Annotated in this window: 24 protein-coding genes and 1 riboswitch; of the genes, 7 read left to right on the forward strand and 17 right to left on the reverse strand. The window is 35.9% G+C overall.

Annotated elements, in window-relative coordinates; all coding sequences use genetic code 11:
* Nucleotides 1-10 precede the first annotated feature (10 nt).
* Complete coding sequence (locus ACFSUL_RS06785) at nucleotides 11-454, reverse strand: hypothetical protein (protein WP_377933870.1); 444 nt, start codon at nucleotides 452-454, stop codon at nucleotides 11-13.
* 206 nt (nucleotides 455-660) lie between these two features.
* On the reverse strand, nucleotides 661-798 hold the full coding sequence (locus ACFSUL_RS06790) for a YjcZ family sporulation protein (RefSeq protein ID WP_377933872.1): 138 nt from the start codon (nucleotides 796-798) through the stop codon (nucleotides 661-663).
* A 208-nt stretch (nucleotides 799-1,006) separates the two neighbouring features.
* On the opposite strand from ACFSUL_RS06790, the gene ACFSUL_RS06795 reads away from it, so the two are divergent.
* The gene (locus tag ACFSUL_RS06795) at nucleotides 1,007-1,273 is read left to right on the forward strand and encodes a hypothetical protein (RefSeq protein ID WP_377933874.1); all 267 of its coding nucleotides are present in this window, start codon (nucleotides 1,007-1,009) and stop codon (nucleotides 1,271-1,273) included.
* Between the two features lie 234 nt (nucleotides 1,274-1,507).
* Here ACFSUL_RS06795 and ACFSUL_RS06800 read toward each other — a convergent pair whose 3' ends face one another.
* The 3 genes from ACFSUL_RS06800 to ACFSUL_RS06810 form a co-directional block, all read right to left on the reverse strand.
* On the reverse strand, nucleotides 1,508-2,305 hold the full coding sequence (locus ACFSUL_RS06800) for a class II aldolase/adducin family protein (protein ID WP_377933876.1): 798 nt from the start codon (nucleotides 2,303-2,305) through the stop codon (nucleotides 1,508-1,510).
* 462 nt (nucleotides 2,306-2,767) lie between these two features.
* Nucleotides 2,768-3,403, reverse strand: a complete 636-nt coding sequence (locus tag ACFSUL_RS06805) for an FMN-dependent NADH-azoreductase (protein WP_377933878.1) — start codon at nucleotides 3,401-3,403, stop codon at nucleotides 2,768-2,770.
* A 227-nt stretch (nucleotides 3,404-3,630) separates the two neighbouring features.
* A complete protein-coding gene (locus ACFSUL_RS06810) occupies nucleotides 3,631-3,780 on the reverse strand; it encodes a hypothetical protein (RefSeq protein ID WP_377933880.1) in 150 nt (49 codons plus the stop codon).
* Between the two features lie 353 nt (nucleotides 3,781-4,133).
* Here ACFSUL_RS06810 and ACFSUL_RS06815 point away from each other — a divergent pair, with 353 nt between their 5' ends.
* Nucleotides 4,134-5,141 (forward strand): IS1595 family transposase, encoded by a 1,008-nt coding sequence (locus ACFSUL_RS06815; RefSeq protein WP_377933882.1) that lies wholly within the window; start codon nucleotides 4,134-4,136, stop codon nucleotides 5,139-5,141.
* Between the two features lie 811 nt (nucleotides 5,142-5,952).
* Here the strand turns inward: ACFSUL_RS06815 and ACFSUL_RS06820 are convergent.
* Together ACFSUL_RS06820 and ACFSUL_RS06825 are read right to left on the reverse strand one after the other, a co-directional pair.
* Nucleotides 5,953-6,534 (reverse strand): hypothetical protein, encoded by a 582-nt coding sequence (locus tag ACFSUL_RS06820; protein WP_377933884.1) that lies wholly within the window; start codon nucleotides 6,532-6,534, stop codon nucleotides 5,953-5,955.
* 404 nt (nucleotides 6,535-6,938) lie between these two features.
* Entirely contained in the window at nucleotides 6,939-7,214 is a 276-nt protein-coding gene (locus tag ACFSUL_RS06825) for a hypothetical protein (protein ID WP_377933886.1), read from the reverse strand.
* Between the two features lie 495 nt (nucleotides 7,215-7,709).
* Between ACFSUL_RS06825 and ACFSUL_RS06830 the strand changes: the two genes are divergently transcribed.
* The gene (locus ACFSUL_RS06830) at nucleotides 7,710-9,209 is read left to right on the forward strand and encodes a glycosyltransferase family 2 protein (protein ID WP_377933888.1); all 1,500 of its coding nucleotides are present in this window, start codon (nucleotides 7,710-7,712) and stop codon (nucleotides 9,207-9,209) included.
* A gap of 19 nt (nucleotides 9,210-9,228) precedes the next feature.
* On the forward strand, nucleotides 9,229-10,125 hold the full coding sequence (galU, locus tag ACFSUL_RS06835) for a UTP--glucose-1-phosphate uridylyltransferase GalU (protein WP_377934207.1): 897 nt from the start codon (nucleotides 9,229-9,231) through the stop codon (nucleotides 10,123-10,125).
* A gap of 633 nt (nucleotides 10,126-10,758) precedes the next feature.
* Here the strand turns inward: galU and ACFSUL_RS06840 are convergent.
* Entirely contained in the window at nucleotides 10,759-11,736 is a 978-nt protein-coding gene (locus tag ACFSUL_RS06840; RefSeq protein ID WP_377933890.1) for an NAD(P)H-quinone oxidoreductase, read from the reverse strand.
* Between the two features lie 409 nt (nucleotides 11,737-12,145).
* Here ACFSUL_RS06840 and ACFSUL_RS06845 point away from each other — a divergent pair, with 409 nt between their 5' ends.
* Nucleotides 12,146-13,357, forward strand: a complete 1,212-nt coding sequence (locus ACFSUL_RS06845; RefSeq protein WP_377933892.1) for an MFS transporter — start codon at nucleotides 12,146-12,148, stop codon at nucleotides 13,355-13,357.
* A gap of 98 nt (nucleotides 13,358-13,455) precedes the next feature.
* Here the strand turns inward: ACFSUL_RS06845 and ACFSUL_RS06850 are convergent, their stop codons facing one another.
* The 4 genes from ACFSUL_RS06850 to ACFSUL_RS06865 all read right to left on the reverse strand — a co-directional run bounded on the left by ACFSUL_RS06850 (nucleotide 13,456) and on the right by ACFSUL_RS06865 (nucleotide 18,210).
* Nucleotides 13,456-14,484 carry a DUF916 domain-containing protein gene (locus ACFSUL_RS06850; protein ID WP_377933894.1) on the reverse strand — a complete coding sequence of 343 codons (1,029 nt, stop codon included), beginning with the start codon at nucleotides 14,482-14,484 and terminating at the stop codon, nucleotides 13,456-13,458.
* Between the two features lie 229 nt (nucleotides 14,485-14,713).
* Entirely contained in the window at nucleotides 14,714-15,355 is a 642-nt protein-coding gene (locus tag ACFSUL_RS06855) for a WxL domain-containing protein (RefSeq protein ID WP_377933896.1), read from the reverse strand.
* 81 nt (nucleotides 15,356-15,436) lie between these two features.
* Nucleotides 15,437-15,521, reverse strand: a riboswitch (cyclic di-GMP riboswitch).
* A gap of 610 nt (nucleotides 15,522-16,131) precedes the next feature.
* On the reverse strand, nucleotides 16,132-16,767 hold the full coding sequence (locus tag ACFSUL_RS06860) for an NUDIX hydrolase (RefSeq protein ID WP_377933898.1): 636 nt from the start codon (nucleotides 16,765-16,767) through the stop codon (nucleotides 16,132-16,134).
* A 108-nt stretch (nucleotides 16,768-16,875) separates the two neighbouring features.
* A complete protein-coding gene (locus ACFSUL_RS06865; RefSeq protein ID WP_377933900.1) occupies nucleotides 16,876-18,210 on the reverse strand; it encodes an FAD-dependent oxidoreductase in 1,335 nt (444 codons plus the stop codon).
* A 242-nt stretch (nucleotides 18,211-18,452) separates the two neighbouring features.
* Between ACFSUL_RS06865 and ACFSUL_RS06870 the strand changes: the two genes are divergently transcribed.
* Nucleotides 18,453-19,067 (forward strand): PH domain-containing protein, encoded by a 615-nt coding sequence (locus ACFSUL_RS06870; protein WP_377933902.1) that lies wholly within the window; start codon nucleotides 18,453-18,455, stop codon nucleotides 19,065-19,067.
* A gap of 330 nt (nucleotides 19,068-19,397) precedes the next feature.
* On the opposite strand, the gene ACFSUL_RS06875 is transcribed toward ACFSUL_RS06870, so the two are convergent.
* Nucleotides 19,398-20,381 carry a cation diffusion facilitator family transporter gene (locus tag ACFSUL_RS06875; RefSeq protein ID WP_377933904.1) on the reverse strand — a complete coding sequence of 328 codons (984 nt, stop codon included), beginning with the start codon at nucleotides 20,379-20,381 and terminating at the stop codon, nucleotides 19,398-19,400.
* A gap of 317 nt (nucleotides 20,382-20,698) precedes the next feature.
* Here ACFSUL_RS06875 and ACFSUL_RS06880 point away from each other — a divergent pair, with 317 nt between their 5' ends.
* Nucleotides 20,699-21,520 carry a GNAT family N-acetyltransferase gene (locus ACFSUL_RS06880; protein ID WP_377933906.1) on the forward strand — a complete coding sequence of 274 codons (822 nt, stop codon included), beginning with the start codon at nucleotides 20,699-20,701 and terminating at the stop codon, nucleotides 21,518-21,520.
* A 29-nt stretch (nucleotides 21,521-21,549) separates the two neighbouring features.
* Here the strand turns inward: ACFSUL_RS06880 and ACFSUL_RS06885 are convergent, their stop codons facing one another.
* The 4 genes from ACFSUL_RS06885 to ACFSUL_RS06900 form a co-directional block, all read right to left on the reverse strand.
* A complete protein-coding gene (locus ACFSUL_RS06885) occupies nucleotides 21,550-22,041 on the reverse strand; it encodes a metallophosphoesterase family protein (protein WP_377933908.1) in 492 nt (163 codons plus the stop codon).
* Between the two features lie 231 nt (nucleotides 22,042-22,272).
* On the reverse strand, nucleotides 22,273-23,064 hold the full coding sequence (gene trpA / locus ACFSUL_RS06890; RefSeq protein ID WP_377933910.1) for a tryptophan synthase subunit alpha: 792 nt from the start codon (nucleotides 23,062-23,064) through the stop codon (nucleotides 22,273-22,275).
* Nucleotides 23,057-24,259 carry a tryptophan synthase subunit beta gene (gene trpB / locus ACFSUL_RS06895; RefSeq protein WP_377933912.1) on the reverse strand — a complete coding sequence of 401 codons (1,203 nt, stop codon included), beginning with the start codon at nucleotides 24,257-24,259 and terminating at the stop codon, nucleotides 23,057-23,059. The genes trpA and trpB overlap by 8 nt, the downstream gene beginning before the upstream one ends.
* Nucleotides 24,256-24,897: a phosphoribosylanthranilate isomerase gene (locus tag ACFSUL_RS06900; protein ID WP_377933914.1), complete on the reverse strand. Its 642-nt coding sequence runs from the start codon at nucleotides 24,895-24,897 to the stop codon at nucleotides 24,256-24,258. The genes trpB and ACFSUL_RS06900 overlap by 4 nt, the downstream gene beginning before the upstream one ends.
* Nucleotides 24,898-24,899 lie beyond the last annotated feature (2 nt).

Consider the following 24,899-nt stretch of genomic DNA (forward strand, 5'->3'; position numbering starts at 1 on the left):
CAAAAAACTGCTACTCCTTTTCTACTTTATGGACAACCAGGTCATCAAGTAGCCCATCATTATTAATTACTTCTAGAGTGACGACTTCCTCGTCTTTATTTTTAATTTCTTTTATTATTTTTTCAAGGTCGCTTCCTTCTTGAAGAGTCATTGTCTTCTTTACTTCAACCGTACCTTCTTTAGCATCTTTCACTTTAAACTCTTTGTCCGTGAAGACTAAATCGGTTCCGACTGCATTACGCATTGTTTCACCTTGAAGGAAAAATCGGGCTTGGAATGTCGTTTTCGGTTCAAGATTTTCATCTGTCATTTCAGCAAAAAAAGTTATTTGCTGAGTGTCTTCGTTTATTATTACTTTTCCCTTCTCAATCACTTCTGCTGCATTTTGATTACATGCACTAAGAATGCCGACTGAAAGGAGTAACATAAATAAGATAATTTTCGATTGTTTCAATGGTTTTCCCCCTATGTCTAGCTCTAGCCACTAAAATGTAAAATCCCTTTTTATTTTATCGAAAATTGTCCTTTATGCAAAATAATAATCAAACTCGAAACGTGAAAACGAGCTGGTATTTTCATGAAAAGTGTTAAAATCTCTTTTTTACTAGGTTATTTTTTGTATGTAAAAGGACTGCCTGTACGGCAGTCCCTTTCCTTTCATTATACAAACGCTGTACCAACAATAATGAGGAGGATAAATAATACTACAATTAGAGCAAATCCTCCTGCTCCATATCCTCCACCGCCGTATCCGTAGCCACCGTAACCGCAGCCACCGTATCCAAATCCAAATCCCATAAAAATTCTCCTTTCATGTTGATCTACTACCATCTTATGATTCTTAAATGAATTTGTTTGTATAGTTGTCTAGATGAAAGGAAATTTATATTTTGCCGACCTTTACTATCCTTGCTATTTTCAACACCTGTTTTATTTTTCTGTCCAAACTTATTTACTTATTAAAACATAGATTATTAAAGAACATGACTAGAAAGGAGGAAGGTGAGTGATGCAAGGAGAAAGAGAGGAAAACCTACAGGAAATTCAGGAAGAAAAAAAAGACGTTTTTTCTCAAATTATGTTCGGTGATCGTAAGCCAGCACGAAATAACTTAAGATTGACTACCTCACCTGAACAAGAAAAAACCGATTCAGATTATAGTATTATCCTGGAACAGCTTTTTGATATATATTCCTCAATCCAGGAGCTAAAACCAATAGTAGATGAACTCTCTCCGGTTGTTCAATTTATAAAGAAAAAGTTCAAATCATAAATTTCTGTTTAAAGCCTAGAAACTAGCTCTTTTACTGTCCTCGCCTATACCATATTTCCTCAATCGTCAATATGGTATAACGCAACAAACTACGGAAGTAATTAAAAATCGGATAACTAATCTAATAAAATTAGAAGTAAATCCTACCGAAATTCGGTAGGATTTACTTCACCATACGTTGTGTACCCTCTACATTATGAAGTTGGAAGGCTGAATAATTATCTTTTTTTATTTTTAATCCAATAAATCCGGCTGTTCTTTTACAATTCGATCCCATAACGGTTGGAATTGGAACCACCCTGCAGGAGATGTTCCCACCTCAGAAGCAGCTTTCTTTGCACCTTCATCCGAAATAAGACGAGGTGTTCCAGCGGCCTCTGCCATTAGTTGGGCCTGACAAGAGCGTTCCATCGTAATAAACCACCAGGCAGCTTCATCGACCGTTTTCCCTACAGTTAACAACCCATGATTCATTAATATAGCAGCCTTACGTTGCCCAAGGGCATCCGCAATTCTTTTACCTTCTTCTGTATCTAATACGAGACCAGTATAATCATCAAATAAACTATGGTCCTCATAAAAAGCACAAGCATCTTGCGTCAGCGGATCCAATGTGCGGCCTAGCGCAGACCAAGTTTTCCCATAAATTGAGTGCGTGTGTGCTGCTGCGATCACATCGGGACGGGCTGCATGAATTTGGGAATGAATTGCAAAGGCAGCCCGATTTACCGGACGCTCCCCTTCAACCACTTTTCCTTCGTGGTTAACTAGAATTAGATCAGAAGACCTAATTTGTCCAAAATGCATACCAAATGGATTCACCCAAAAGTGATCTTTTCTTTCAGGGTCTCTTGCAGTAATGTGTCCGGCAACCCCTTCATCAAAACCAAATTTGGAAAACAAACGAAAAGCCGCTGCCAAACGCTGCTTTATATGTTGACGTTCCTCTGCCACTGACTCAAACGTTGGCGGCTGAAACAACCTTTTCGGTTTCGAATGAGATTGCTGTACAGAATCTTTTTGACCTTGCATTTTACTTCCTCCCCGTATGATAAGTTTTATTTAGCACCTCTTTCATTAGTACAGTGATATTTAATGAAGTAAATTCATGAACTCCACTACATAGACGCAGACCTGTACAACATCAAAGCCCGAGAGCAACCAATCTTTAGCGGACTACTAGCACTTCTCTTTTACATCAAAAACTAGTTTTAGTTTGTATTCTACTTTTTAATAACCAACATTGACAGACAACATAAACACACTGGATGCATTGTTGTACTATGAATTAGTATATATTTTCGCTATATCACTAGTCAATATATTAACCGAATATTTTAAATATTCATTAAAAACATCGTTATACCATCACATTAATACGATGAGGAAATTTAGAAAGAAAAAGTGCTATGATTTTGAAAATCATAGCACTTTTTCTTTCCTATTTTTTATTTAAGTTTTACTAGCCTAATTCGTTAGTAGCTTTCCTTCTTATTAAAATGTTTGTGCCAAATCCTTTGCTCGTGCAATTGCATTTTCTTTGATTTCTTGTGCTTTATCAGGCAATGCAGCATGCCCTTCTACGAAAAGACCCTCAAAAGAAGGAACTCCAAAGAATTGCATCATGATATCTAAATAACGGTGTCCCATTTCCATTTGAGCTGCTGGACCTTCTGAATAAATACCTCCACGAGCTTGAATATGTAAGGCTTTCTTATCGGTTAATAGTCCTATTGGTCCATGTTCCGTGTATTTAAATGTTTTGCCTGCAACGGCAACAGAATCAATATACGCTTTCATAACTGGTGGGAATGAAAAATTCCATAAAGGTGTTACGAATATATATTTATCTGCCGAAATAAATTGTTCACACAGCTCCGATAAACGTTCAACTTTTGTTTTCTCTTCGGAAGAAAGTTCCTCAAACCCCTTACCAGATTGTAGCTTCCCCCAGCCACTAAAAACATCCACATCTATTGGAGGAATATTTTCTTTATAAAGATCAACATTTACAATATCATGATCTGGATTGGCTTCTTTATAGGATTCAATAAACGCCTTTCCTACTGCCATGCTGTACGATTGAGTATCATCATGAGGATGAGCGGTGATGTACAGTACTTTTGTCATTTTATACCTCTCCTTTCCTTTACTAAGTTTTAGTCATTTTAGTTTGTATCAAAAACTAAAATATATACCATTACTCTGAATTAAATAGTTCTCCAAGGTAATTGCAAAAGATTATTTTGTTTTTTTTATAATTTGTTTTCTAAATCAAATAAAAAAAAGGATTTGTCTTTTAAAGTGTCCTTTACAAGCAGGACACTTTACTTTAACAAATCCTTTTTTATTCGAAATTAGCTAATACGGTCAATCGTGTAAGGATTACCGCTAATATTAAGCCTCATTTCATCAGTCATTTTAACTTGTTCCTTCACTGTTGATTCGCCCTCTAAAATACCATTATTTTGAACACTACCATCATAATGAATCGGTTTTCCATCCATATATATCACCTCCATATTTCTCAGTTATAGTATATACATTATTTTACTATTTATTTTAGTCTAGTGGTAGATATTTTTAGAATATTAAAAATATTTACCATACCATAATTGTAACAACAGTGTCATTATGGATTTAGAAGCAATAGAATGAATTTGTACAAACTATGAAGAATTTCCCCTCATTTCATTCTAAAATTTTGTCTATTAAAACTAATTCTATGAAATTATGTTAAAGTACAATAGATATCTTTATAAAAGCCTGTTTTCTAAAGGCTGTTTTCGCATAGATTGTTGCTTTCTTGACCATATTAATAGAATGTTGATATAATACGGCTTTCGGGAGGCGTTCAACTATGTGGTTAGACATCTATGAAGATTTCAGCGAACTATCAAAATCAGAACAAATGGCGTTGTTTAACGCAATGAAGGAAGACCTTTTTCCAGATGAACCAGACAAAATTACAGAGCTATTGAAATCAATAAGGGAAGCACGTTTTTCCTCTGGTATGGGATGTGTTCATTGTGGAAGCACGTCTGTTAAACGAAACGGAAAATATCGAACAAGACAACGCTATTTATGTAACGATTGTGGGAAGTCTTTCAACGATATGACGAACACTCCATTTTCAGGCTCTCGATACCCTGAAAAATGGGTAAAGTACATTGAAATGATGGTCGAAGGCTATACCCTGCCAAAAATCGCTGAACGTTTAAAAATTCATATTTCCACTGCATTTTATTGGAGACATAAAATCCTGAATGCATTAGGCAGTCAAGGTTTTAAACAATTACAAGGTATCGTTGAGAGTGACGAAACATTCTTTCGTGAGTCGATGAAGGGTCGAGAAATTACTCATAGAGAAGCTAAGAAGCGTGGGGAAAAAGACGAAAAGAGAGGGATTTCCAAACTTAAAATCGCTGTTGTGGTAGCTCAAGACCGAAACGGGAGTGTAATCGCTCGTAAAGCTGGAATAGGGCGAGTAAAAGCCGAAGAAATTGACGCTGTGATTGGTGATTATATTCACCCGTCTGCTTTGCTATGCACAGATACAGCTACGAACTACAAGAAGTTTGCTAAAAATAAGAAACTGCAACACGAAACTGTTAATGAACGTCAAAAACAACGTGTCAAGAAAGGGATTTTTCATATCCAACACGTTAATAACTTTCACCATCGTTTAAAAGACTGGCTTGAACGGTTCCAAGGCGTGGCGACTAAATATTTGGATAACTACCTTTACTGGTTTCGTTGGCTTCAAATAGGGAAAAACTTAGCATTTGAAAAACAAGTAGAACAAATGCTTATTTCAGCGTGTCAAAAATCAAATTATAACACTATTGAAATGTTAAGGATGGCATAAAAATAAACCTCGTTGATTGAGGCTTATTTAGGCTGATTTTTTTTATCTTTTCTCATTTTAATAGCTACCGTTATACAAACAAACGCCCCCATAAAACTTGTAAAAATAGCAATAAAAGCTCCATTACTCACTTAGAACACACCTCCTATTGTTTAAAATCTTTTAATTATAGGTTAATTTTAACATAAATATTAATCTATACAATTATTTTGAAAAAACAACAAAGTTTACGAAAACAGCCTTTCTAAAAGACTGTTGTTTTTAATAACGGTTGAAAACATAGAGTGGAGTGGATTGGGGCGGAAAGGAACGGTCCATTGCCAACAAACTTTACGAAAACAGCCTTATAAAAAAGGATGTGACACAGTGAAACTTTTCAAAATAGTAATACCCACTATGATAATAGTTGCCATTTTAGCAAGTTGGATACTTGCTAAGGATCATTCAGACTTATCACTTCAAGTTAGAATAATGATTACTGCAGGAGGAGCACTCTTATCTGGTATACTTTCCTATTTTCTTTCTAAAGGTGATGTTGAATCCGATAATTGAGTAGAAATGCTAATCCCCCACCGCATACTATGATGAGATGGGGGATTTCAGTAAGGATCCTACCTTCAAAAATTTATTATGATGCTCTATTACTCCTTTTGTAATGTCGATTTCCAAAGAGACTTCCTTAATCAGTTACCACCTTTTTTGTAAATCTTTCTTTAGTGTGGGCTAGGCTTTTCTTGTATTACGATCGTAAATAGAGGTTAATAACATTTTTTAAAGTAGATACTACATTTACGAGATTTGCTGATCCCTCTTAAACTAGTAAGTTATCTTGCTGTAAAACAACTGATTTTAACCCTTCTGTCAAATCTTGATGATAAACCCAAGAATCTTGTTTTGGTGTAGTAGCACCTATACAAATGAAACCTGGCACTGGTCCATTCAGTCCGTTGTATGTAACTATAAGATGCTTATAGACTCCCTCTTTATAAGGTGCTTCATCTTTAAAAAAAGATAATTGTTGATTGTAAATGTGATTACCTTCAGCAAACTCATTTCTGTATTCGCTATATTCAGGCAAATCTTCTCTGTGTTTCACTTGACTAACTGTCAGCATGATATTTCTGTCTTTGAAAACTAGTAACAAATATTCATATGACAATCCTGCGTTTCGTATCTCAGCAATTACATTTAATTCTGGATGTTGGTTCGTGAGGTGGTATAAGGAGTCAAATACATAGGATGAACGTTGACGAGATAAATAATTTCTTTCTGTCAAAAGCTCAGATTTTCCGTCTCTTTCTTTATAGAATCGATGTAAACCTCGTCTAATCCCATTTACTATTAGTAGCTTTTCTTGATCACTTAAATAAAATTCTTTACTTAACTGATTCAATAGATACTCACCCCTTTTAAAATTTATAACTGTATGTAAAGTGTTTTTACATTCACGATTAAAAAAATCAAGCGAATGACAAAACCTCTTAATCTATATATATTCTATGGGGAGTTTAATAGAATCTATTTTTTCAAAAAACAATATTCATCTCCATTAATTCCAGTACTACTTACTAAATTCTCACCAGATCAAAAATAGACTTCTATATCGCCTACTTCATCTATGACTAAACATAGAATGAGCAATAGCTGTATCGATAGTAACATTACTCAATAATCCACCTTGATTTTCCACAACCTGATAATAATTTGTGAAATACATTTTACAAATGTTAAATATAAAGTGGAACTTTCAATCAGTGGGATTTTTACTGCCCGTTAATGCGCAATAAAAATTACCCATTAAGATGACTTAACTCTTGCGTATGCTTTCAACCTTGGAAGAACAGGTTCCAACACTTCTTTAGCAATGTATTCTGTATCTAAACCAGTGCAGTGTCGCCCATCAAATTCTACAGATCTAGCTTTCTCAGGATCATTACAAAAAACAAAAGATAAAATACCGTTTTCCTCCATCATGTTGGTATATTTAAATGATATGTCATGGTCTAAAAGGAAGCTGTCAAATGCTATACATAACTCATCAATATTCGTTGTATTAATCGATGTAAATTTCAAGTGAATCATCTCCTATGTATATAAGATAGCAAAAGATAAGATTTATGACAAAATTGAATATCGCAGAATTTGACTTTCTTTATTTACCTGTTTTCTACAAAACGGCTATGATCGAACGACCTCCCTACTTTTTGACTATTATCGTTTGAATCATTTAGCAACTGTTCACAGTAAATGTGTCAAAACACGTCCATTAGTAATCCTTTTTTCATATTAAAAGGTAAAGAAACGGGGACTTTGGTCTATTATTGTGGTTATGGAATATATTTTTATATGTTCCATATTAAGAAATTAAAATAATTGATTTTTCTTGATTCAGCGTGCAGTTCATGGAATATACCCCTTTTAAAAATGTTGAAATTTGGACATTAAACCGGAGATTGTTTAGTTAAGTTATGAAGGGGCGTCTTTTTAATGATAGTTGAATATACCTTCACTGTTCTGTATAAAAAACAAAAAGGTAAGTGATTTCTCATTACTTTGGAGGGGCGTTTAATGGAAGATATGATCAATGTTTCAGGTGTTAAGAAAACGTACATGAAACCAAGAATTGTTGTTTTTATCCCGGCGCATAATGAAGAGAAATCAATTCGTGATTGTTTAGCAGGTTTGGGGGATCAATCTTTACCTAAAGACGTAGAGCTTGATGTTTTTGTTATTGCTGATAACTGTACGGATCGAACAGCTGAAAAAGCAGAAGAGGCAGGAGCAGAGTTTAATTTAAGACTGTTAGTTTTAACAACACAAAATAATAAACAACGTAAGGTAGGAGCATTAAATGCAGCTTGGAAAAGTATTTATGGGGATACGTTAGATTTATATAATAAGCAATTAACCCCCTATCAAGAAATGTATAAGCAATCCGTTAAAGGGATACTTGGGATGGACGCAGATAGTCGACTCGCACCAAATGCATTAATTCATCTGTGGGATGGACTGATGAGCGCACGGAATATCGGCGGGGTTATGGCCAAGTACACGATGAGAATGCCGAAAAAGAAGGGCCTAATTTCAAAAAACGATCCGCATTATGAAGAGAAAATTGCAAGTGGTGAGTATGGAGGCCCCATTTCACGGTGGTGGACACATCAACAAAAACAAGATATGGCAAGTTGGTTATTAGATCTTCAATATCATGGCGGTAGTACTTATGTACTTGGAGGTCAGGCGACATTGTTTCGACCAGAAGCACTGCAAGACATTGTAGATAAAAACAAATTAGATGGCCCTTGGCAAAATGATAGTGATGTAGAGGATATGTTGCTTACTTGGCAACTACAAAAAGCAAACTGGAAAACGCTAATTAGTCCAAAAGCCCGGTGTTTTGTTGATGCTATGAGAACCTATCACACCTACCGGCAACAGCGAAATAAATGGAGATCAGGAACGGTCGAGCTATTAACAAACAGTGATATAGATGTAAAAACAAAACATAAAGGAAAACTATGGCGTTCTCAAATAAAAACCTTTATGGACCTTGCTGTTCGCGTTTTATTCGTTTTGTTATTAACGATATCAATAGCTACAGATCAGTTTTATTGGTCTTGGATTTGGATTATCCCTATTGCCTTAGCATCCTTATTAAATATTATTCTCGCTATTAAAACTCCTATGCACAGACCAATAGATGTTATATTAGCTGGTCTACTCATTAGTCCCGAAATATACTTATGGGTCAACTTAATTACCTTTTCTCAAGTATGGTTAGAGAAATTATCCGCAAACAAAAAAGATGGTTGGGCTAATCAATATGAAGCTGAAAGTGGAAAGACGCGTAGTAAACTCATTGAAGGGATTTTAGCCGGGACTATTTTTATCATGACAATCATTTTCTTATGTTATAAATATCGAGAGTATTTAACGAGTACTTCTGTTCAAACGGCTATTCAACCTTATTTACTTACTGGCTGGGTTATACTAACCTATTTAACTATTTTTGCTTCCTTAGCTATGCTATATCAAATTTGGACACTAAGAGGAAGATCCAAAGCATAGAATTTTGTTATAGGGAGGGATACCATTGAAAATAAAAAAAGCGATTATTCCTGCAGCAGGATTAGGAACTAGATTTTTGCCGGCAACAAAAGCTCAACCGAAGGAAATGTTGCCAATTGTTGACAAACCAGCCATTCAATATATTGTAGAAGAAGCTGTTCAATCTGGAATTGAAAGTATTATTATTGTAACAGGAAGAAACAAACGGTCAATTGAAGACCATTTTGATAAATCAATTGAGTTAGAATACGCTCTTGAAGAAAAAGGAAAAATCACTATGCTACAAGAATTACGAGGAATTTCCAATATGGCAAAAATCCATTATATTAGGCAAAAAGAACCTTTAGGACTAGGTCATGCAATTTTATGCGCTCAACAATTTATTGGTGATGAACCTTTTGCCGTCCTTCTAGGTGATGATATTATGGTTTCCGAAAAACCAGCACTAAAACAGCTTATCGACATTTTTGAAGAATATCATTCCAATGTGATAGGTGTTCAAACCGTTCAACCGGCAGACGTAAGTAAATATGGAATTATCGCTCCTGGGGAACAAAAAGGAAATTTGCATGCGGTTCAGGATTTAATTGAAAAACCATCCTATAATGAAGCTCCCTCACAAATTGCTATTATGGGTAGGTACATTTTACAGCCTTCTATATTCCCCATACTACAGAAAATTGAAAAAGGTGTAGGAAATGAGATTCAATTAACCGATGCCCTACGCAAAATTTGCAGGAAAGAATTAACCCATGCCCTCCAATTAAATGGAAGTCGCTACGATATTGGAGATAAACTTGGATATATCAAAGCCATCACGGAAATCGGTTTGCAAAGAGCGGAGATGAGGGAAGAAATTTTAACATACTTAGAAATGGTTTTAAAACGGGAAACAGAGATAAGAACGATACTCTAAAAATAAGTCTCGGCTGAAGCAACCGAAAATTCACTTATTTTTCGTCTCTCCCCCACCGTATTCCTTTAATCTTATGGTAGTTTAGAAACTTTTGACAACACTTCTAAATCTAGATTATACACGTGTGAAGTAGTTAGACAGAAATACTATCCCCTAAAGAAGAACAGTGTCAGGTTCAATCATTTAGTAATCGCTGTTACACACCGCTGTTGATTTCCGTGTCAAGACTTCGCTTTCCGCGGGCGGTCGGTGAGCCTCCTCATCGCTGCGCTCTTGCGGGGTCTCACCTGTTCCGCTTTTCCCGCAGGAGTCTTCGTCTTGCACTCCAATCAACAGCTAGAACAAGTTAAAAAGAAGAACAACTTTTATAAAGACTTATAAAAAAATCCGAACTAATTCACCTTCAAATGAAAGAATTAGTTCGGATTTTTCTTCACCCAGAACACATTTGTCCCAGCCTCAAGTATGCAAATTTTAACTCTTTATTAACCACAAAAACTCTCTAAAGCTAATTGATTTTTCGTAAAACGCTTTAAACTCTTCTTTTGGAAAAAATTAAAAAAAATACTATTCTTGAGCTTCTTTGCAAGTTAATTCAGTTCTTTAAAAAACTACTGAAAAGTAATCCATTACTTAGTTTACATGTATGATTATTTTACCTAAATTCTTATTTGCTTCCATATGTTTATGTGCATTTTGTATATTTTCAAATGGGAATACTTGATCAACAATCGCTCTAATTTTATTTTGATTAAATAATGGCATCGCTTTGCCTACAAACTCTTCTGTTAATTCTTTCTTATACTCATCACTTCGAGGTGTTAATAGAGTACCCTTTAATTGAACTCTTTTTAAAAGAAGTTCCATTAGGTTCACTTTTTCAACTTGGGTTCCACCTAAAATACCAATTAATACCCAGCGTCCATCTGTTTTTATGCTCTTTAGGTTTTTCTCCCAGTAGGATGCACCGATGAAATCGAGAATAACGTCTACACCTTGGTTATTTGTAGCTTTAAGAACTTCTTCCTCGAATGATTGTTCTTTATAATTAATGCAAATATCTGCTCCCAGTGAGCGGCAGAAATCTAACTTATCTTGTGAACCGGCTGTAGTAATGATTTTGGCTTCCGTCATTTGTTTGGCTAGTTGGATAGCTGCAGTACCTACACCACTCCCCCCAGCATGAATTAGTACAGTATCTTGATCAGTTAATTCTCCTAACCAAAACAAAGTTTGATATGCTGTTAAGAATACTTCTGGAATAGCCGCAGCCTCTTCAAATGAAAGTTTATCTGGAACCTTTATTGCCCTGTCAGCTGGCATTACAACGTATTCAGCATACCCTCCTCCATTAACAAGTCCCATTACACGTGTTCCTACTTCGATATTCGCCCCTAGTCCCACTTCCACTACTTCGCCAGACACTTCAATCCCTAATATAGGATTGCTTAAATAGCCAGATTTCCCTTCTCTTGTAACAATATCTGACCTATTGATCGCAGAGGCTTTCACCTTTATTAATAATTCTCCTTCTTGCAACGTCGGTTTAGGAAAATCCTGAAACTGTAACTGTTCTGCTCCCCCAGGTTGTTTTACTACGACTGCTTTCATTTTCCTATCTCCTTTAAAACTTAGTTTTATTAAATTTAGTTACTGTACAACACCACTTTTTCCCGTCTTGAGCATGAGATAAATATTACTCCAATGTAAATTCACAAGCAAATTATTAGATTTAGCTATAATTATTGACTTTTTAACAATCTATTCCTATTGACGTACGGACTAACCGTGAGGGGAATCGGCATACTCTTATCTATTTTTACTTTAACAAATACATCGAAGCCAAAATTCTCGTTACATTGCCATTATAGGAAATCCCTACTTAAATTCCCACTTATTATGAAGATTCATGCATGACCATTGTATTTTGTCACTTACGTACGCTAAACTTTACTATATAAAATTAGGTTCCGTTAACGATGATTTTTATTGAACTTTACCCATGAAAGGTCGAATGGTAATGGATTTTATTGCACCAAACGGAAAGCAATTTAAACAAACATTAATTGCTTTATTTTTAGGTAGTTTTGTTACGTTTGCGGACCTTTATAGTACGCAACCAGTTATCCCTGTAATCGCTGATCAATTTCAAGTATCTCCAGCGACTGCCAGTCTAAGTTTGTCAGTCGCTACTGGTGCATTAGCAATATTTCTATTTTTCATCTCGTTTTTATCTAATAGTCTAGACCGTAAACGAATCATGTTGTTTGCTCTTTTCTTCTCATCTTTACTTTCCATCGCAGTTACTTTTTGCGACAATTTAGTTATCCTTATCATCATCCGAGCATTTCAAGGTGCTATGTTAGCAGGATTTCCTTCTATTGCTATGGCCTATATTAATGAAGAGTTTCATCCAAAAAGTATTGGATATGTTATTGGAATTTATGTTAGTGGGTCAAGCTTAGGAGGATTATCAGGGCGGGTTATTGTTGGTGCGTTATCTGACTATTTCACCTGGAACACAGCCATTGGTTATTTAGGGATACTGAGCTTAATTATTAGCATCTTGTTTTGGGTTATGCTCCCAAAATCAAAACATTTTACAAAAAGCACCTTGCGTATTAAAGGAACACTTTCACCTGTAGTAAGGAGTTTACAAAATCCTTCTCTTTTTCTACTATATTCGAATGGGTTTCTTTTAATGGGAGCATTCGTTACAATATACAACTATGTAGCTATTCCGCTAATGAAGCCGCCATATAACCTAAGTCAAACGCTTGTTGGGTTTCTTTTTATTATTTATTTAACAGGTACTTTTAGTTCTGCGTGGATGGGAAGGCTGGCGGATAAAAATCGTCGCTCTAGTGTCATCTTATCCGGCATTCTGTTGATGATAGCTGGAGCACTTTTCACTCTATTCACGCCATTAGTAATAAAGGTTCTCGGTCTTGCTTTATTCACTTTCGGATTTTTTGGCGCTCACTCTGTTACAAGTGGCTGGGTTGGAATATTAGCTGATAAAAGCGAAAAAGCACAGGCTTCCTCCCTATATCTACTATTTTATTATGCAGGGTCTAGTGTCGTTGGTTCTCTCGGAGGCGTATTTCTGGGATTATATGGTTGGAAAGGTGTCATTAGTGTTGTAGCCGTCTTATTAATCGTTGCTATTACTTCTACCATCAAAGTGAACAAGTTAATTACTAATATTTTAGATCAAAGAAAAGTTTCATAGTTTGGATATATAAAGAATCGCCTTTCATTTAAATATATGGAGACTCCATATATTTGAATGAAAGGCGATTCTTTTTCTTAACTATCTCTAAACTTTTTTTACTTTTTCCTCCTACCAATAAAGAACATTATTAATCCAAATAGGATTGCTCCTCCGACCCAAACCCAAGTAGGTACTGTTGATTCTGTTGCAGCAGTTGGAAGCTTTGTTTCATTTTTTTCTACATATTGTTCTACATCTTTATTAGCTATTTTGAAGGTTTTCGAAGTTGTAACCTTACTATCTCCAGCGGTTCCGTCCATCGTCAAAGTGTAAGTACCATCATCTAATGTATCATGCCCCCATTGCATAGGGAATCTTATCCATGAATTGGGAGCCATTTTAAATGGACCATATCGACCACTAAACAATTCTTCACCAGATTGATTGGTTACGGTATAATTACCACTAACATTCTCCTCGATTTTATTCGCATCATTAAGCATTTCTATATACACTTGTGCGGTGTCTGCATGAAATCCACTCTCGCCAAATAAATAATTGGATGGCACCTCTTCTAGAAAATTTAATTGAAGTGCAATTGCATATACAGTTTCAGTTTTAAGAATAAAATTTGCTGTTCCTTTTTCGACCTCTTGCGCCTTTTCTGTTTTCTCCCCTTGCATAGTAAATAATAGTCCACCGAGAGCATTTTCCCCTTTCACTTTTGGAGTGTTTACCGCTATAGGAACTTCTATAGCAGAATGAGGGGAAACCGTTACACTGCCTTTTACATCAATATATTCCGCCAATCGCACAGCATCATCCAATAGCCTCGTATTCTCGGAGCCAGCCTCCTGCTCATACATCATTCCACCAGTAGGACTCGTAAATGCATTAGCTGGAGTGATTGTCACCGTTACATCCTTATCCTCATTATTTATAATTTTCACTTTCAAGTTCAACTTCTCTCCCGGATTAACGGATAAATCAAAGTATCCTTTTGTTGCTTTATGTTGATTGTCAGGATAAATTGGTTCAATTGTTAGGGGAGGTTCTTGTGCACGAATATTAGAATAATCGAAACAACTGAGTAAAATGATAGTAATGAGATAAATAAATGTTTTTACGAAAGAAGCTTTTTTCATTATTTAACACCTCATCGTTATAGTGCCCGAAAAAGTGCAAAATAAAAGGGTAAAAGCTCACGTATCTTGGATCAAGCCTCTGAACAACTAATACCGCCACACTACTACAGTTTCCCTGCTCTTGACGTTAACTTCCATAGAACATTTTCTCACATACGAATACTTTACAAATTTCCATATAAAAAAGCCCCGACTAATTTTAGTCAGGGGAAATAGCAATTATTTATTATTAAGGTCCAGAAGTAATCGAAACTGTGATTGTTGACTCATAAGTTCCAGCCTTCACATGCTTAGGAAGAAGTGTTAATTTCAGTGATTCCTCCGCAAACGACACATCATAAGTTCCCATTCCTTCGTCAACAGGTGCCGAAAGAATTTCTACACCATCGCTGCTATCAATAAATCCACTTAATTTGTTTATATTTCCTGCAGGATCCATACTCTCCGTATCTTGTGCAGTTACGGTCGCTAGAGATTCAAGAGATAAAGAATGGAGTGGGAGTTTATTCGAATCTATATCTGTACCACCAACTAGTTTAAATTGGTCTGCTTTTACCTTTACATGCCAACCTAAGCCTGAACCAGTTGAATCTGAAACGGTAAAGTTATTTATTTTTGAATAGGAATATTTTGTTGCTCCATCAAGAGTCACTGCTGAAAATGCTTCAACTCCAACTGTTGATGGTGTCATTGATAGTGATCCACCAGTAATTGTTGGTCCAGCTGCTTCTACATAGTTAGTAGCTCCAAAAGCACTAACAACCAATCCTAACGTTGCAACACTTACTGCTGCTTTCTTAAAAATGTTCTTCATTTTATTTTCCCCTCTTTTTTTCACTCGATCTATTGCAACATTACTGTTTTTGTGCATAAAAAAATCCCTCCAAAACAAAATTAATTGCATCGGAAGAATCTTGAATTCGACTCATAATAGAGTTTTCATTCTCCATTCTTCAGCAACCCAGCCACCATAGTAAAAAACCTTAGGTCTGTTGACTTTGCGTCATCGTCTTTCAACGACTTTGCCTTTTTTAAAAACAGGAGCGAAAGTAATGACTCTATTTATCTATGTCGTATATTTTCGTTCGCCGCTCTCTGAAACTTATATTACATTGTTATGTAATGAAAAGATAGAACTAAAATTTTTCCATATTACCGTAAGAATGGAAAAGCAACAAATACGTCGATATATTCAAGGACTTTCTACAAAATAATTATTTTCTATGACTATTGTAAACATGTAAAAGCAAAAAAAGAGACAGCACTCCGCCACCTCTTTGATTATTATATTGGATTGGAGGGGTTATTTTACCGACACGTTAAAAGATTTGTTACAAATTGCTTTTAGAATAAACAGTTTTTCATCTAACGACAACATTTTCCAGCATTTCGCACGGATTTTCATTTTCTTTTCTCCTTTCAAATATTTTTATTAGCTATCTATTATAGTAGTTAGTAGTAAATTCGACTTTCTTCTATCTCGTTCTATTTATTATTTTATACCTCCATTACAAGAAAACAAACAAGATAACTTCTACAAAACCCCATAAAAAAATGCTTTATCCGCCAGTATTCCCTAGCGAAAAAAGCATTTTTTACGGAAAATCCTCAAGCTTTCACTGTTTTTGTCAAAAATTATTTCTCTATCTAGTCATTCCGTTCAAACTTTTGTAATAATTGCAAAAAGTGATGAAGAATTCTTGCCGTTAACCCCCAAATGACTTTATCTCCGTAATAATAGAAGTGTTCTTCCATGTTACGGGCTTGCCACTCGTAATCGACCCCTCCAGGAATAACGTGAAATGGAAAGTTCTGTTCTGGTTCCATTTTGCACTTAATGCTATATATATCCGGCTCAACCTTTTGAAGATATGATAGCGGTGTAGTAAACAATTCTCCCACCTCTGCATCATTAGGTTTCAAATTGTCTAGCTCTGTTGTAATTGTTCCAAAGTATGGATAGATGATTGTTCCGAATGGAGAAACGACATAATCAAGCGGAGTTACATCCTGAATTTCTTGTTCAGTAATTCCCAGTTCTTCCATTGTCTCCCGAATAGCCGCAGCCTTTTCATTCTTATCGGTTTTGTCTACTTTTCCACCTGGAAAACAGATTTCACCCGGTTGCCTTCTTAATTCCATTGCCCTTACTTCAAATAAAACATGAAGTTCATTTTCCACTTTGATAAGCGGTAAAAGAACAGCAAATTTGGCATAGCTTTCACTGTCAATAATTTGAGGTTTTCTATCTTTTAGTTGATTTGTGACTTTGTTCCAATCCAACTCATCACCACCAATTCATTGCTATACTACTATTTTAGCGTTTTTTTACTTTTATGTAAAAAAGCTTTCTAATAAGGTCCACCTTATTAGAAAGCTTTTCTGAAGAATTTAGAGAGTTAACGCAGCAAGTCCTGCTTCATTTAAGATGTTCCATGGTTTGTTAAAGTGTGGTTGAAAGAAGAAGTCCACAAAACCTAATTCTTCTACTGTCATTTCTTTTTGAATACAAACAGATAAAGTATTAATTGTTTGCGTCATATCTGCTTTTGAAATGATTTGTGCTCCTAGTATTCTTCTAGTAGATTCCTCAAAAACAAGCTTTAACTTTACTTGTTCAAAAGTAGGCATAAATTCTGGACGGTTATTTTCGATAATATCAACCGTTTTATAGTCAAGTCCTGCTTGTTTTGCTGTGACTTCCGTTAATCCTGTGGAAGCCATATTGTAATCATATATGTGAAGACCTGAGGTTCCTTGTGTTCCCATATATCTTACTTTCGGTTCAATAATATTATGAGCAACGATTGTCCCCATTCTAACTGCATTTGTTGCTAATGGAATATACATATGCTTTCCAGTTGGATTATATGAAACAGCACAACTATCTCCAGCAGCATATATATCCTTATCACTTGTTTGCAAGTATTCATTTACTAAAATAGCACCGTTATCTAGCATATCGACTTTCCCTTTTAGAAGTCCTGTATTAGGTTTAAAACCTACGCAAAGAATAACGAGATCTGTTTCAAGCTCCCCCTTCGTTGTCATTACTCTTGAGACATTACCATTTTCCCCTTCAAATTTTGTAACTGTCTGATTGAGGGCAAGTTGTATATTACGGCGTGTAAATTCCTCCTCGACTATATCTGTAAACTCTTTATCAAGGTATTTGTTTAAAATTCGATCTTCGCCATCTATCAACGTCACATTCTTGCCATCTAATTCAAATGCTTCAACAAGTTCCACGCCAATATATCCTGCACCTATAACCGTGATGTTTGTTGCGTTCTTTGCCTTTTCGATAATCGTATTTGCTTGATGAAAGTTTTTACATAAAAGGATGTTTTCCAAATTAATTCCTTCTATTGGAGGAATTACAGGCCATGAACCAGTAGACATGACAAGTTTATCATAATGATCCTCTTTTACTTCTCCTGTTGTCATATCTCTTGCAATAACCTTTTTTTGTTCCGTGTCTATTTCTAATACTTCATGCTTCATATTCATCGTAACTCCGAGAGATTCTAGCTCTTCTGGTGAAGAATAAAATAATTCATTTGGGTTTTGTGCTACTCCACCAACATATAGGGCAATACCACAAGATAAAAATGATACATTATCATTTTTTTCATAAACAGTAATAGATGCATCTTTATATAAACTAGCCATATTTTTAACTGCAGCTGTTCCTGCATGTGTACATCCGACAACGATAATTTTCATAAGAGAAAACCCCTTTTTTAATTGTGAATTACTTCACATTAACATGTGAAATTGTTCACAAATTATTTTATGTGTTAAGTATATAACAAGCTTTTATAGAATACAAGAGTTTTTTGTGAAATCATTCACATTCATTTCCGTTCTTATAAAACCATTCATAAATAGTAATATATGTTATAATTTTACTGACGCTACCATAGAGTAAAAAGTGATTAATTTACTTTAAGAGAGGATTTGAAAATATGTTTGGAAAAGTAGCAGCAGATGTACTTGGTTTAAGTGATATTGGATCGGTTATTAAGCCGCAAGATTATGACAAGGTTGATTCTGATGATTACATTATGCACGAAGATGGCGAAAAAATTTATTTTCTTATTAAATCAAAATCCGACGAATACTGTTTTACAAACAAAGCATTGATTCATCTGGATGGGACAAGTGCTACTAGTAAAAAGAGAACACTTCGCCGTTTTGATTACCATCTCTACCGCATCTCTAACGTACTTCTAGAAACAGCTGGAACTGTTGATTTAGATGTCGAAATTAAATTTAAGATTGGGTCTGAAGTTTATTCCATTGATGTACATAAAAAACATCTAGAAGAAGTGAAAGATCTGTATAAATCTCTCATTAAAATTGCTGAAATTACACATGATAACGAAATTTATACAAACTATGCAAAAGACAGTCTTCACCATGCGTCTTCTACTCTTAGTCAGGTAAGAACGGAAAATGTAGATGTCGTTAATCAATTTAAAGAAATTAACAAACTGGCTTTTGATTGGCTATCCGATACGAAAAAACAATATAGTTTAAAAGATTATGGTTTTGTGTTTGAAAAATATATTCATAATTAAGAAGAAAAGCGGAAGCGGCTTGACCAGCCCCGACAAGCATAAGCCGAGCATCCCGGAAAGGCGCGCTTTTTGCCTTTTTGGGATGCTTGACTTATGACCTCGAGGGGCTAGCCGCTGGAGCTGGACAAAGAAAAGCGGAAGCGGCTTGACCAGCCCCGACAAGCATAAGCCAAGCATCCCGGAAAGGTGCGCTTTTTGCCTTTTTGGGATGCTTGGCTTATGACCTCGAGGGGCTAGCCGCTGGAGCTGGACAAAGAAAAGCGGAAGCGGCTCGAACAACTCCGATAGAAAAAATATTCATAAGAAGGAAGCCAACCTAATAACACTAGGTCAGCTTCCTTTTTCGTTTTCCGCATTCCAACTTTTGATATCATCATCTTCAATTATTCCTAATGTAACATCCGCGATATTAGGATTATCTCTTAGCATATCTTGGACCCGGAACTTAATGTCATCTGCTTCCGATAAAGCCAACCCTTTACGCAATTCAATATATGCTTCGACATGGTAATTCCTTCCTTCCTGGAGAATTCGAAGCTTATTAATATCTGTTACATCCTCGTCTCCTAGAATAATCTCCGCAACTTTATCTTCAATTTCTTTCGGTGCTGCTACTCCAATTAAGCCAACCATATTATCGTAACCAACACGAAAGGCCACTCCAACCATTAAAAATCCGATAATAATTGTTACAACCCCATCCAACAAATCAAAATTCGAAAAATACGTAACAAGTACTGCTATTAATGCCAATACTGCCCCTGTTACAGCTACCATATCTTCATAAAAAACAAGTCTTGTCGGTGGAGATGCTCGTTTAAGATTTCGAAACGTTCCCATGAAAAAGCCCTCTGATCCTACTGCTTCCCCTGCTTCTTTGTTAATTTCTTTCATCACTTTTACTAAAATTGTACCATCAATTACAATATTTAATCCGAGAACAACAAGGTTAAGCCAAATCCCCTCCACCTCTGCAGGGTGCTGAATAAGATGCCATCCCTCTAAAACAGTCTCATAAGCCATAATGGAAACAATAATAACAGCTACCATACAAAATAAATTGATAACCCGACCAAATCCAGTCGGAAAACGGGCAGTCGGTTTCTTTTCCGAGAGTACACTTCCTGTAAAAACAAAACCTTGGTTTAATGCATCTGCCAAAGAATGCATGGCTGTTGCAAACATCGCTCCGCTTCCACTGAAAACATACGCTACTGCTTTTGCAATAGCCAGAAAAGCATTTCCTATCATTGCATAGAGGGATGATTTATTTCCTTTTTTTATTAATTCCCATAGTGATTCCGATGAATCCAAAGTAAACGACCTCCTATCCTTTATTTATCGATTTTGATTAGTTTACCCTGCATTAACAATTAGTATTATCAACGAATACGCTTCCCTTTTCTATATGAAAGCAACGGTGTAAAGAAGGTGATGAAGGTGGAATGTAATATAGATTTCCTTTCTTTTATCTCATTCAAGTGGAGAAATCAGGAGAACACGCTGATAAAAGGTTTAAGCACTACTATACACCCCAAATCAGAAGGCACATCAACAAAAGGATTGATAACATTTAGAATTTTTAATATTATTAACTCAACATTACTACTTTACAACTAAAGGAGAAGTTCATGCTGAATCAAAAACAAGTAGAAGAAATAAAAAGTCTTCAACAACAATGTGAAACATTTGAAAATATTGAACTGAAATTGAATTGGGATATGCTACGTAATCGAGAAAATGATGACGATGATTTTCTTCATTATGAAGAAGGAAAACTCGTTGGTTTTTTAGGATTATACGGTTTTGGGGAGTCGTATGAATTATGTGGAATGATACATCCACAGGTTAGAAGAAAAGGAGTATTTACCTTGCTATTTAATAAGGCAATTACCTCTTTAAAGCAAAGGAATGTAACAAAACTTTTAGTCAATGCTCCTGCATCATCTCTATCAGCACAAAGGTTTTTGTCGTCCATTCCTGCAAAATACGACTTTTCTGAATACCAAATGAAATGGAATGAACAATCTTTAGAAACAGGAAATCAAGAAGTGATCCTACGAAGTGCGAAGTCGGAGGATGATTCCTATATAGTAAACCTAGATGTAATTTGTTTTAATGTACCAGAGAAGGACGCAAAAGCATTTGTAGAAATAGGAGAAAAAGAAGAACAAATCCGTTACATTATCGAAAGGAACGGAAAACAAGTAGGAAAAATACAAGTCCAGCGTGAAAATGGTGAAAGCTATCTATTCGGTTTTGCCGTTCACCCTGATTTTCAAGGAAAAGGTATTGGAAGAGTAGCGTTAGCACAAACAGTAAAAATAGAGGCAGAGCATACAAGAAAAATATACCTAGAGGTTGCAGTAAAAAATGCGAACGCACTCAAGCTTTACGAATCTACTGGTTTTGTGACGTATCAAACACAGGATTATTATCAATATCCACTATAGGAGCCTGTCTGTCTAAACCAGACGGCTTTTTATTTTTTGTAAAAAACATGTCGAACTTCCAAGTCGTCATTTATTTCGATAATACCATGAGAAAAATACGGCATCTTCCGCTTGTCTGTCGGTGACCCTGGGTTAAATAGTAAAATTCCATTCATATAACGTAGAAATGGGATGTGAGAATGCCCAAATACAATTATGTCTACATTTTCTCCTTCAAATGCTTCTAATGCTCTTCTTTCTGTCGTTTTTCCTTTTCCGTGCCCATGTACTACACCGATACGTAAGTCATTTACCTCTATCGTTGTTTTTAACGGAAAAAGCTCTTTGAGATCTTCTCCATCCACATTACCTATTACCCCAATGACTTCTCCATACTTTTTAATACTTTCGTAGACATCAACAGTTTTCCAATCTCCGGCATGAATTATTAAGTTACACTCTTTCAAGTCACTTATTAATTTTTCTGGAAAGTCTTTACCTTTCTTCGGCATATGTGTATCAGATAAAACAACAATCTTCACTAATACTCTCTCTCCCTTCTATTCCTTCTCCCTTTCATTTTCCCCAACTTCTCCAATGAAATCTCGATTCGATGCTAAAAATACGTATTATTTATATTTTACATTATCGATTATGTATTATTTTTCTATAATTCAACCCAATAAAAAACAGTCAAACCGTATTTAGGCTGACTGTTTTTTGTATCCTTTTTGTTTTTTCATCACGAATCAACTATTATTTATTTTGTAGTATTAGTATTCTAATTTAGTCATTTTTGCTGATTGAATCAATGATAATAACGCGTTATTATCATTTTTTTGCAGAAGGTCAATAACTCTACTTCCGACAACGACGCCATCACACACACTCGAAAGTTCCCGAACGTGCTCTGGTTGTGATATACCGAAACCTGCTAAAACCGGAACAGGACTAATTGCTTTTAATTTTTTCAAATGGTCCTCGATTGTCGTATCGAACCCTTCCCTCGCTCCAGTAGTTCCATTTATTGTAACTGCATATAAAAAGCCTTCGGAAAGTTTGGCTATTGCTTCTAAGCGAGAAAGTGGACTTGTTAATGTTGCTAGTTGAATAAGTGCGACACCGGCTTCTTTCAATTGTGGTCCAATAAGGTCGTAATGTTCCATTGGAAGGTCCGGAATAATAAGAGCATCTACTCCCGCTTCTACACAATCACTTACAAACCGTTCTATACTATAATGGAAGATAGGGTTCATATACGTCATGAAAATGATCGGAATCTTTACTTCCCTTCTTCGCAGTTTAAGATGGTCGAAAATCGAGCTTAATGTTGCACCTGATTGAAGCGCTCTTTTTCCTGCTTCCTGGATAGTTGGACCATCAGCAACAGGGTCAGAAAAAGGGATACCAATTTCAATTGCTGTTGCTCCATAATTTTCTAGTTTTAACAACTGATCTGTTAAATTCTCGACTCCCCCATCACCGGCCATAATGTAAGGAACGAATACCTTATCACCATTTTCTAAAACTTTTATGAATGTGTTTTCTAAAAATGCTCTACCCATTAATTTCTCCCCCCATCAATGACTTTACTGTTTCTACGTCCTTATCCCCACGACCAGATAAACAAATGACGATACTTTCTTCTTTGCTTTTCGTTTCTGCTAGCTTTACTGCATATGCGACAGCATGCGAACTTTCTAGTGCCGGGATGATCCCTTCTGTTTGGGATAATAATTTAAATGCAGCTAATGCCTCTTCGTCCGTAATTGAGTGATACTGCACTCTTTCTATTTCTTTCAAGTAACTATGTTCAGGTCCAACACCTGGATAATCCAAACCAGCTGATATGGAATGCGCTTCTTGTATTTGCCCATGATCGTCCTGTAGTAAATACATCATCGAGCCGTGCAGAATACCAACAGACCCTTTTGTTAATGTTGCTGCATGTTTATCCGTATCTACTCCGGAACCAGCAGCCTCCACTCCATACAATTCCACTTCTTCATCCTCTACAAATGGATAAAACATTCCCATCGCATTGCTTCCGCCCCCAACACAGGCAACAATGGCATCTGGAAGACGGTTTTCTTTTTCAAAAAATTGCTGTTTTGTCTCGGTTCCGATAACACTTTGAAAATCGCGGACCATTTTGGGAAAAGGATGTGGTCCGAGAACAGACCCCATAATATAGTGGGTATCTTCTACATTGGAAACCCAATAACGCAAGGCTTCATTAACTGCATCTTTTAGTGTTGCACTACCTTGTGATACACCAACAACTTTTGCCCCGAGTAGCTCCATGCGAAATACATTTAGCTTTTGGCGTTTAATATCTTCTTCCCCCATAAAAACGACACATTCTAAATCAAGTAGTGCACAAACGGTTGCTGTTGCAACACCATGCTGCCCAGCACCTGTCTCTGCTACGACTTTCTTTTTTCCCATCCGTACAGCTAAGAGTGCCTGCCCAATCGTATTATTAATTTTATGTGCACCTGTGTGATTCAAATCTTCCCGTTTCAAATAAATTTTTGCACCATTGACCTTTTCTGTAAGATTACTAGCAAAATAGAGTGGATTTTCCCGTCCAATATAGTCTTTCAAATAGTAACGAAATTTCTCTAAAAATGTTTCGTCTTGTATTGCTTCATCGTAAGCCTCTTCTAATTCCAAAACAGCATTCATTAAAGTCTCTGGAACGAAACGACCTCCAAATTGTCCAAAAAGCCCTTTTACATCAGGTTGTGCATAACTCATATTATTTCCTCCTTCTCGACATTTTCCTTTTTCACCGCTTTTACTTTTGAGATAAAACGTTTGATTTTATTAGGATCCTTCTCCCCATTTGTTTCAACACCGCTTGATACATCGACCATATAAGGAGAGCTAATATCTATTGCTTCTTCCACATTTTCTTCATTTAATCCGCCTGCTAAAATTAATGATTGTCTTTTATTTTGTATACTTTTCGTAAGCTTCCATTCAAAACTTGTGCCATTGCCACCATGATACTTACCAATGCCGCTATCTAAAAGGAAGTATTTCCCTTTATAATTCTCTACCTTTAGTAAATCTGCTTCCTCTTTTACACGGAAAGCCTTGATATAAGGAACTTTTAGCGACTCACAAAATTCTGCACTTTCCTCACCATGAAGCTGAACAAAATCTAGGCCTGCTATTTTCGCTGTCTCTTCTAGCTCTTGTTTGGAACTGTTCACGAAAACTCCTATTGTCAATATGCTTTTAGGAAGCTTTTCCGTTATTAATCTCGCCTGTTCTACTGTCACTTGACGACTACTTTTTGCAAAAACAAACCCTAGCGCATCAGCCCCTGCTTCTATAGCTGCCTTGGCATCTTCCAACTTTTGAATACCACAAATTTTTACTTTGGTCACTC

This window comes from Bacillus seohaeanensis, from assembly GCF_042684945.1.
Lineage (GTDB): Bacteria > Bacillota > Bacilli > Bacillales > Bacillaceae_B > Rossellomorea > Rossellomorea seohaeanensis.

What these genes read in the sequence shown, in the direction of transcription:
- ACFSUL_RS06810 (WP_377933880.1), bottom strand. Translation starts at nt 3,780, where the DNA reads ATGGATGGAAAACCGATTCATTATGATGGTAGTGTTCAAAATAATGGT.
- ACFSUL_RS06830 (WP_377933888.1), top strand. Translation starts at nt 7,710, where the DNA reads ATGGAAGATATGATCAATGTTTCAGGTGTTAAGAAAACGTACATGAAA.
- ACFSUL_RS06845 (WP_377933892.1), top strand. Translation starts at nt 12,146, where the DNA reads ATGGATTTTATTGCACCAAACGGAAAGCAATTTAAACAAACATTAATT.
- ACFSUL_RS06800 (WP_377933876.1), bottom strand. Translation starts at nt 2,305, where the DNA reads ATGCAAGGTCAAAAAGATTCTGTACAGCAATCTCATTCGAAACCGAAA.
- ACFSUL_RS06850 (WP_377933894.1), bottom strand. Translation starts at nt 14,484, where the DNA reads ATGAAAAAAGCTTCTTTCGTAAAAACATTTATTTATCTCATTACTATC.
- ACFSUL_RS06855 (WP_377933896.1), bottom strand. Translation starts at nt 15,355, where the DNA reads ATGCACAAAAACAGTAATGTTGCAATAGATCGAGTGAAAAAAAGAGGG.
- trpB (WP_377933912.1), bottom strand. Translation starts at nt 24,259, where the DNA reads ATGAGTTATGCACAACCTGATGTAAAAGGGCTTTTTGGACAATTTGGA.
- ACFSUL_RS06805 (WP_377933878.1), bottom strand. Translation starts at nt 3,403, where the DNA reads ATGACAAAAGTACTGTACATCACCGCTCATCCTCATGATGATACTCAA.
- ACFSUL_RS06870 (WP_377933902.1), top strand. Translation starts at nt 18,453, where the DNA reads ATGTTTGGAAAAGTAGCAGCAGATGTACTTGGTTTAAGTGATATTGGA.
- ACFSUL_RS06840 (WP_377933890.1), bottom strand. Translation starts at nt 11,736, where the DNA reads ATGAAAGCAGTCGTAGTAAAACAACCTGGGGGAGCAGAACAGTTACAG.
- ACFSUL_RS06790 (WP_377933872.1), bottom strand. Translation starts at nt 798, where the DNA reads ATGGGATTTGGATTTGGATACGGTGGCTGCGGTTACGGTGGCTACGGA.
- ACFSUL_RS06865 (WP_377933900.1), bottom strand. Translation starts at nt 18,210, where the DNA reads ATGAAAATTATCGTTGTCGGATGTACACATGCAGGAACAGCTGCAGTT.
- ACFSUL_RS06880 (WP_377933906.1), top strand. Translation starts at nt 20,699, where the DNA reads ATGCTGAATCAAAAACAAGTAGAAGAAATAAAAAGTCTTCAACAACAA.
- ACFSUL_RS06815 (WP_377933882.1), top strand. Translation starts at nt 4,134, where the DNA reads ATGTGGTTAGACATCTATGAAGATTTCAGCGAACTATCAAAATCAGAA.
- trpA (WP_377933910.1), bottom strand. Translation starts at nt 23,064, where the DNA reads ATGGGTAGAGCATTTTTAGAAAACACATTCATAAAAGTTTTAGAAAAT.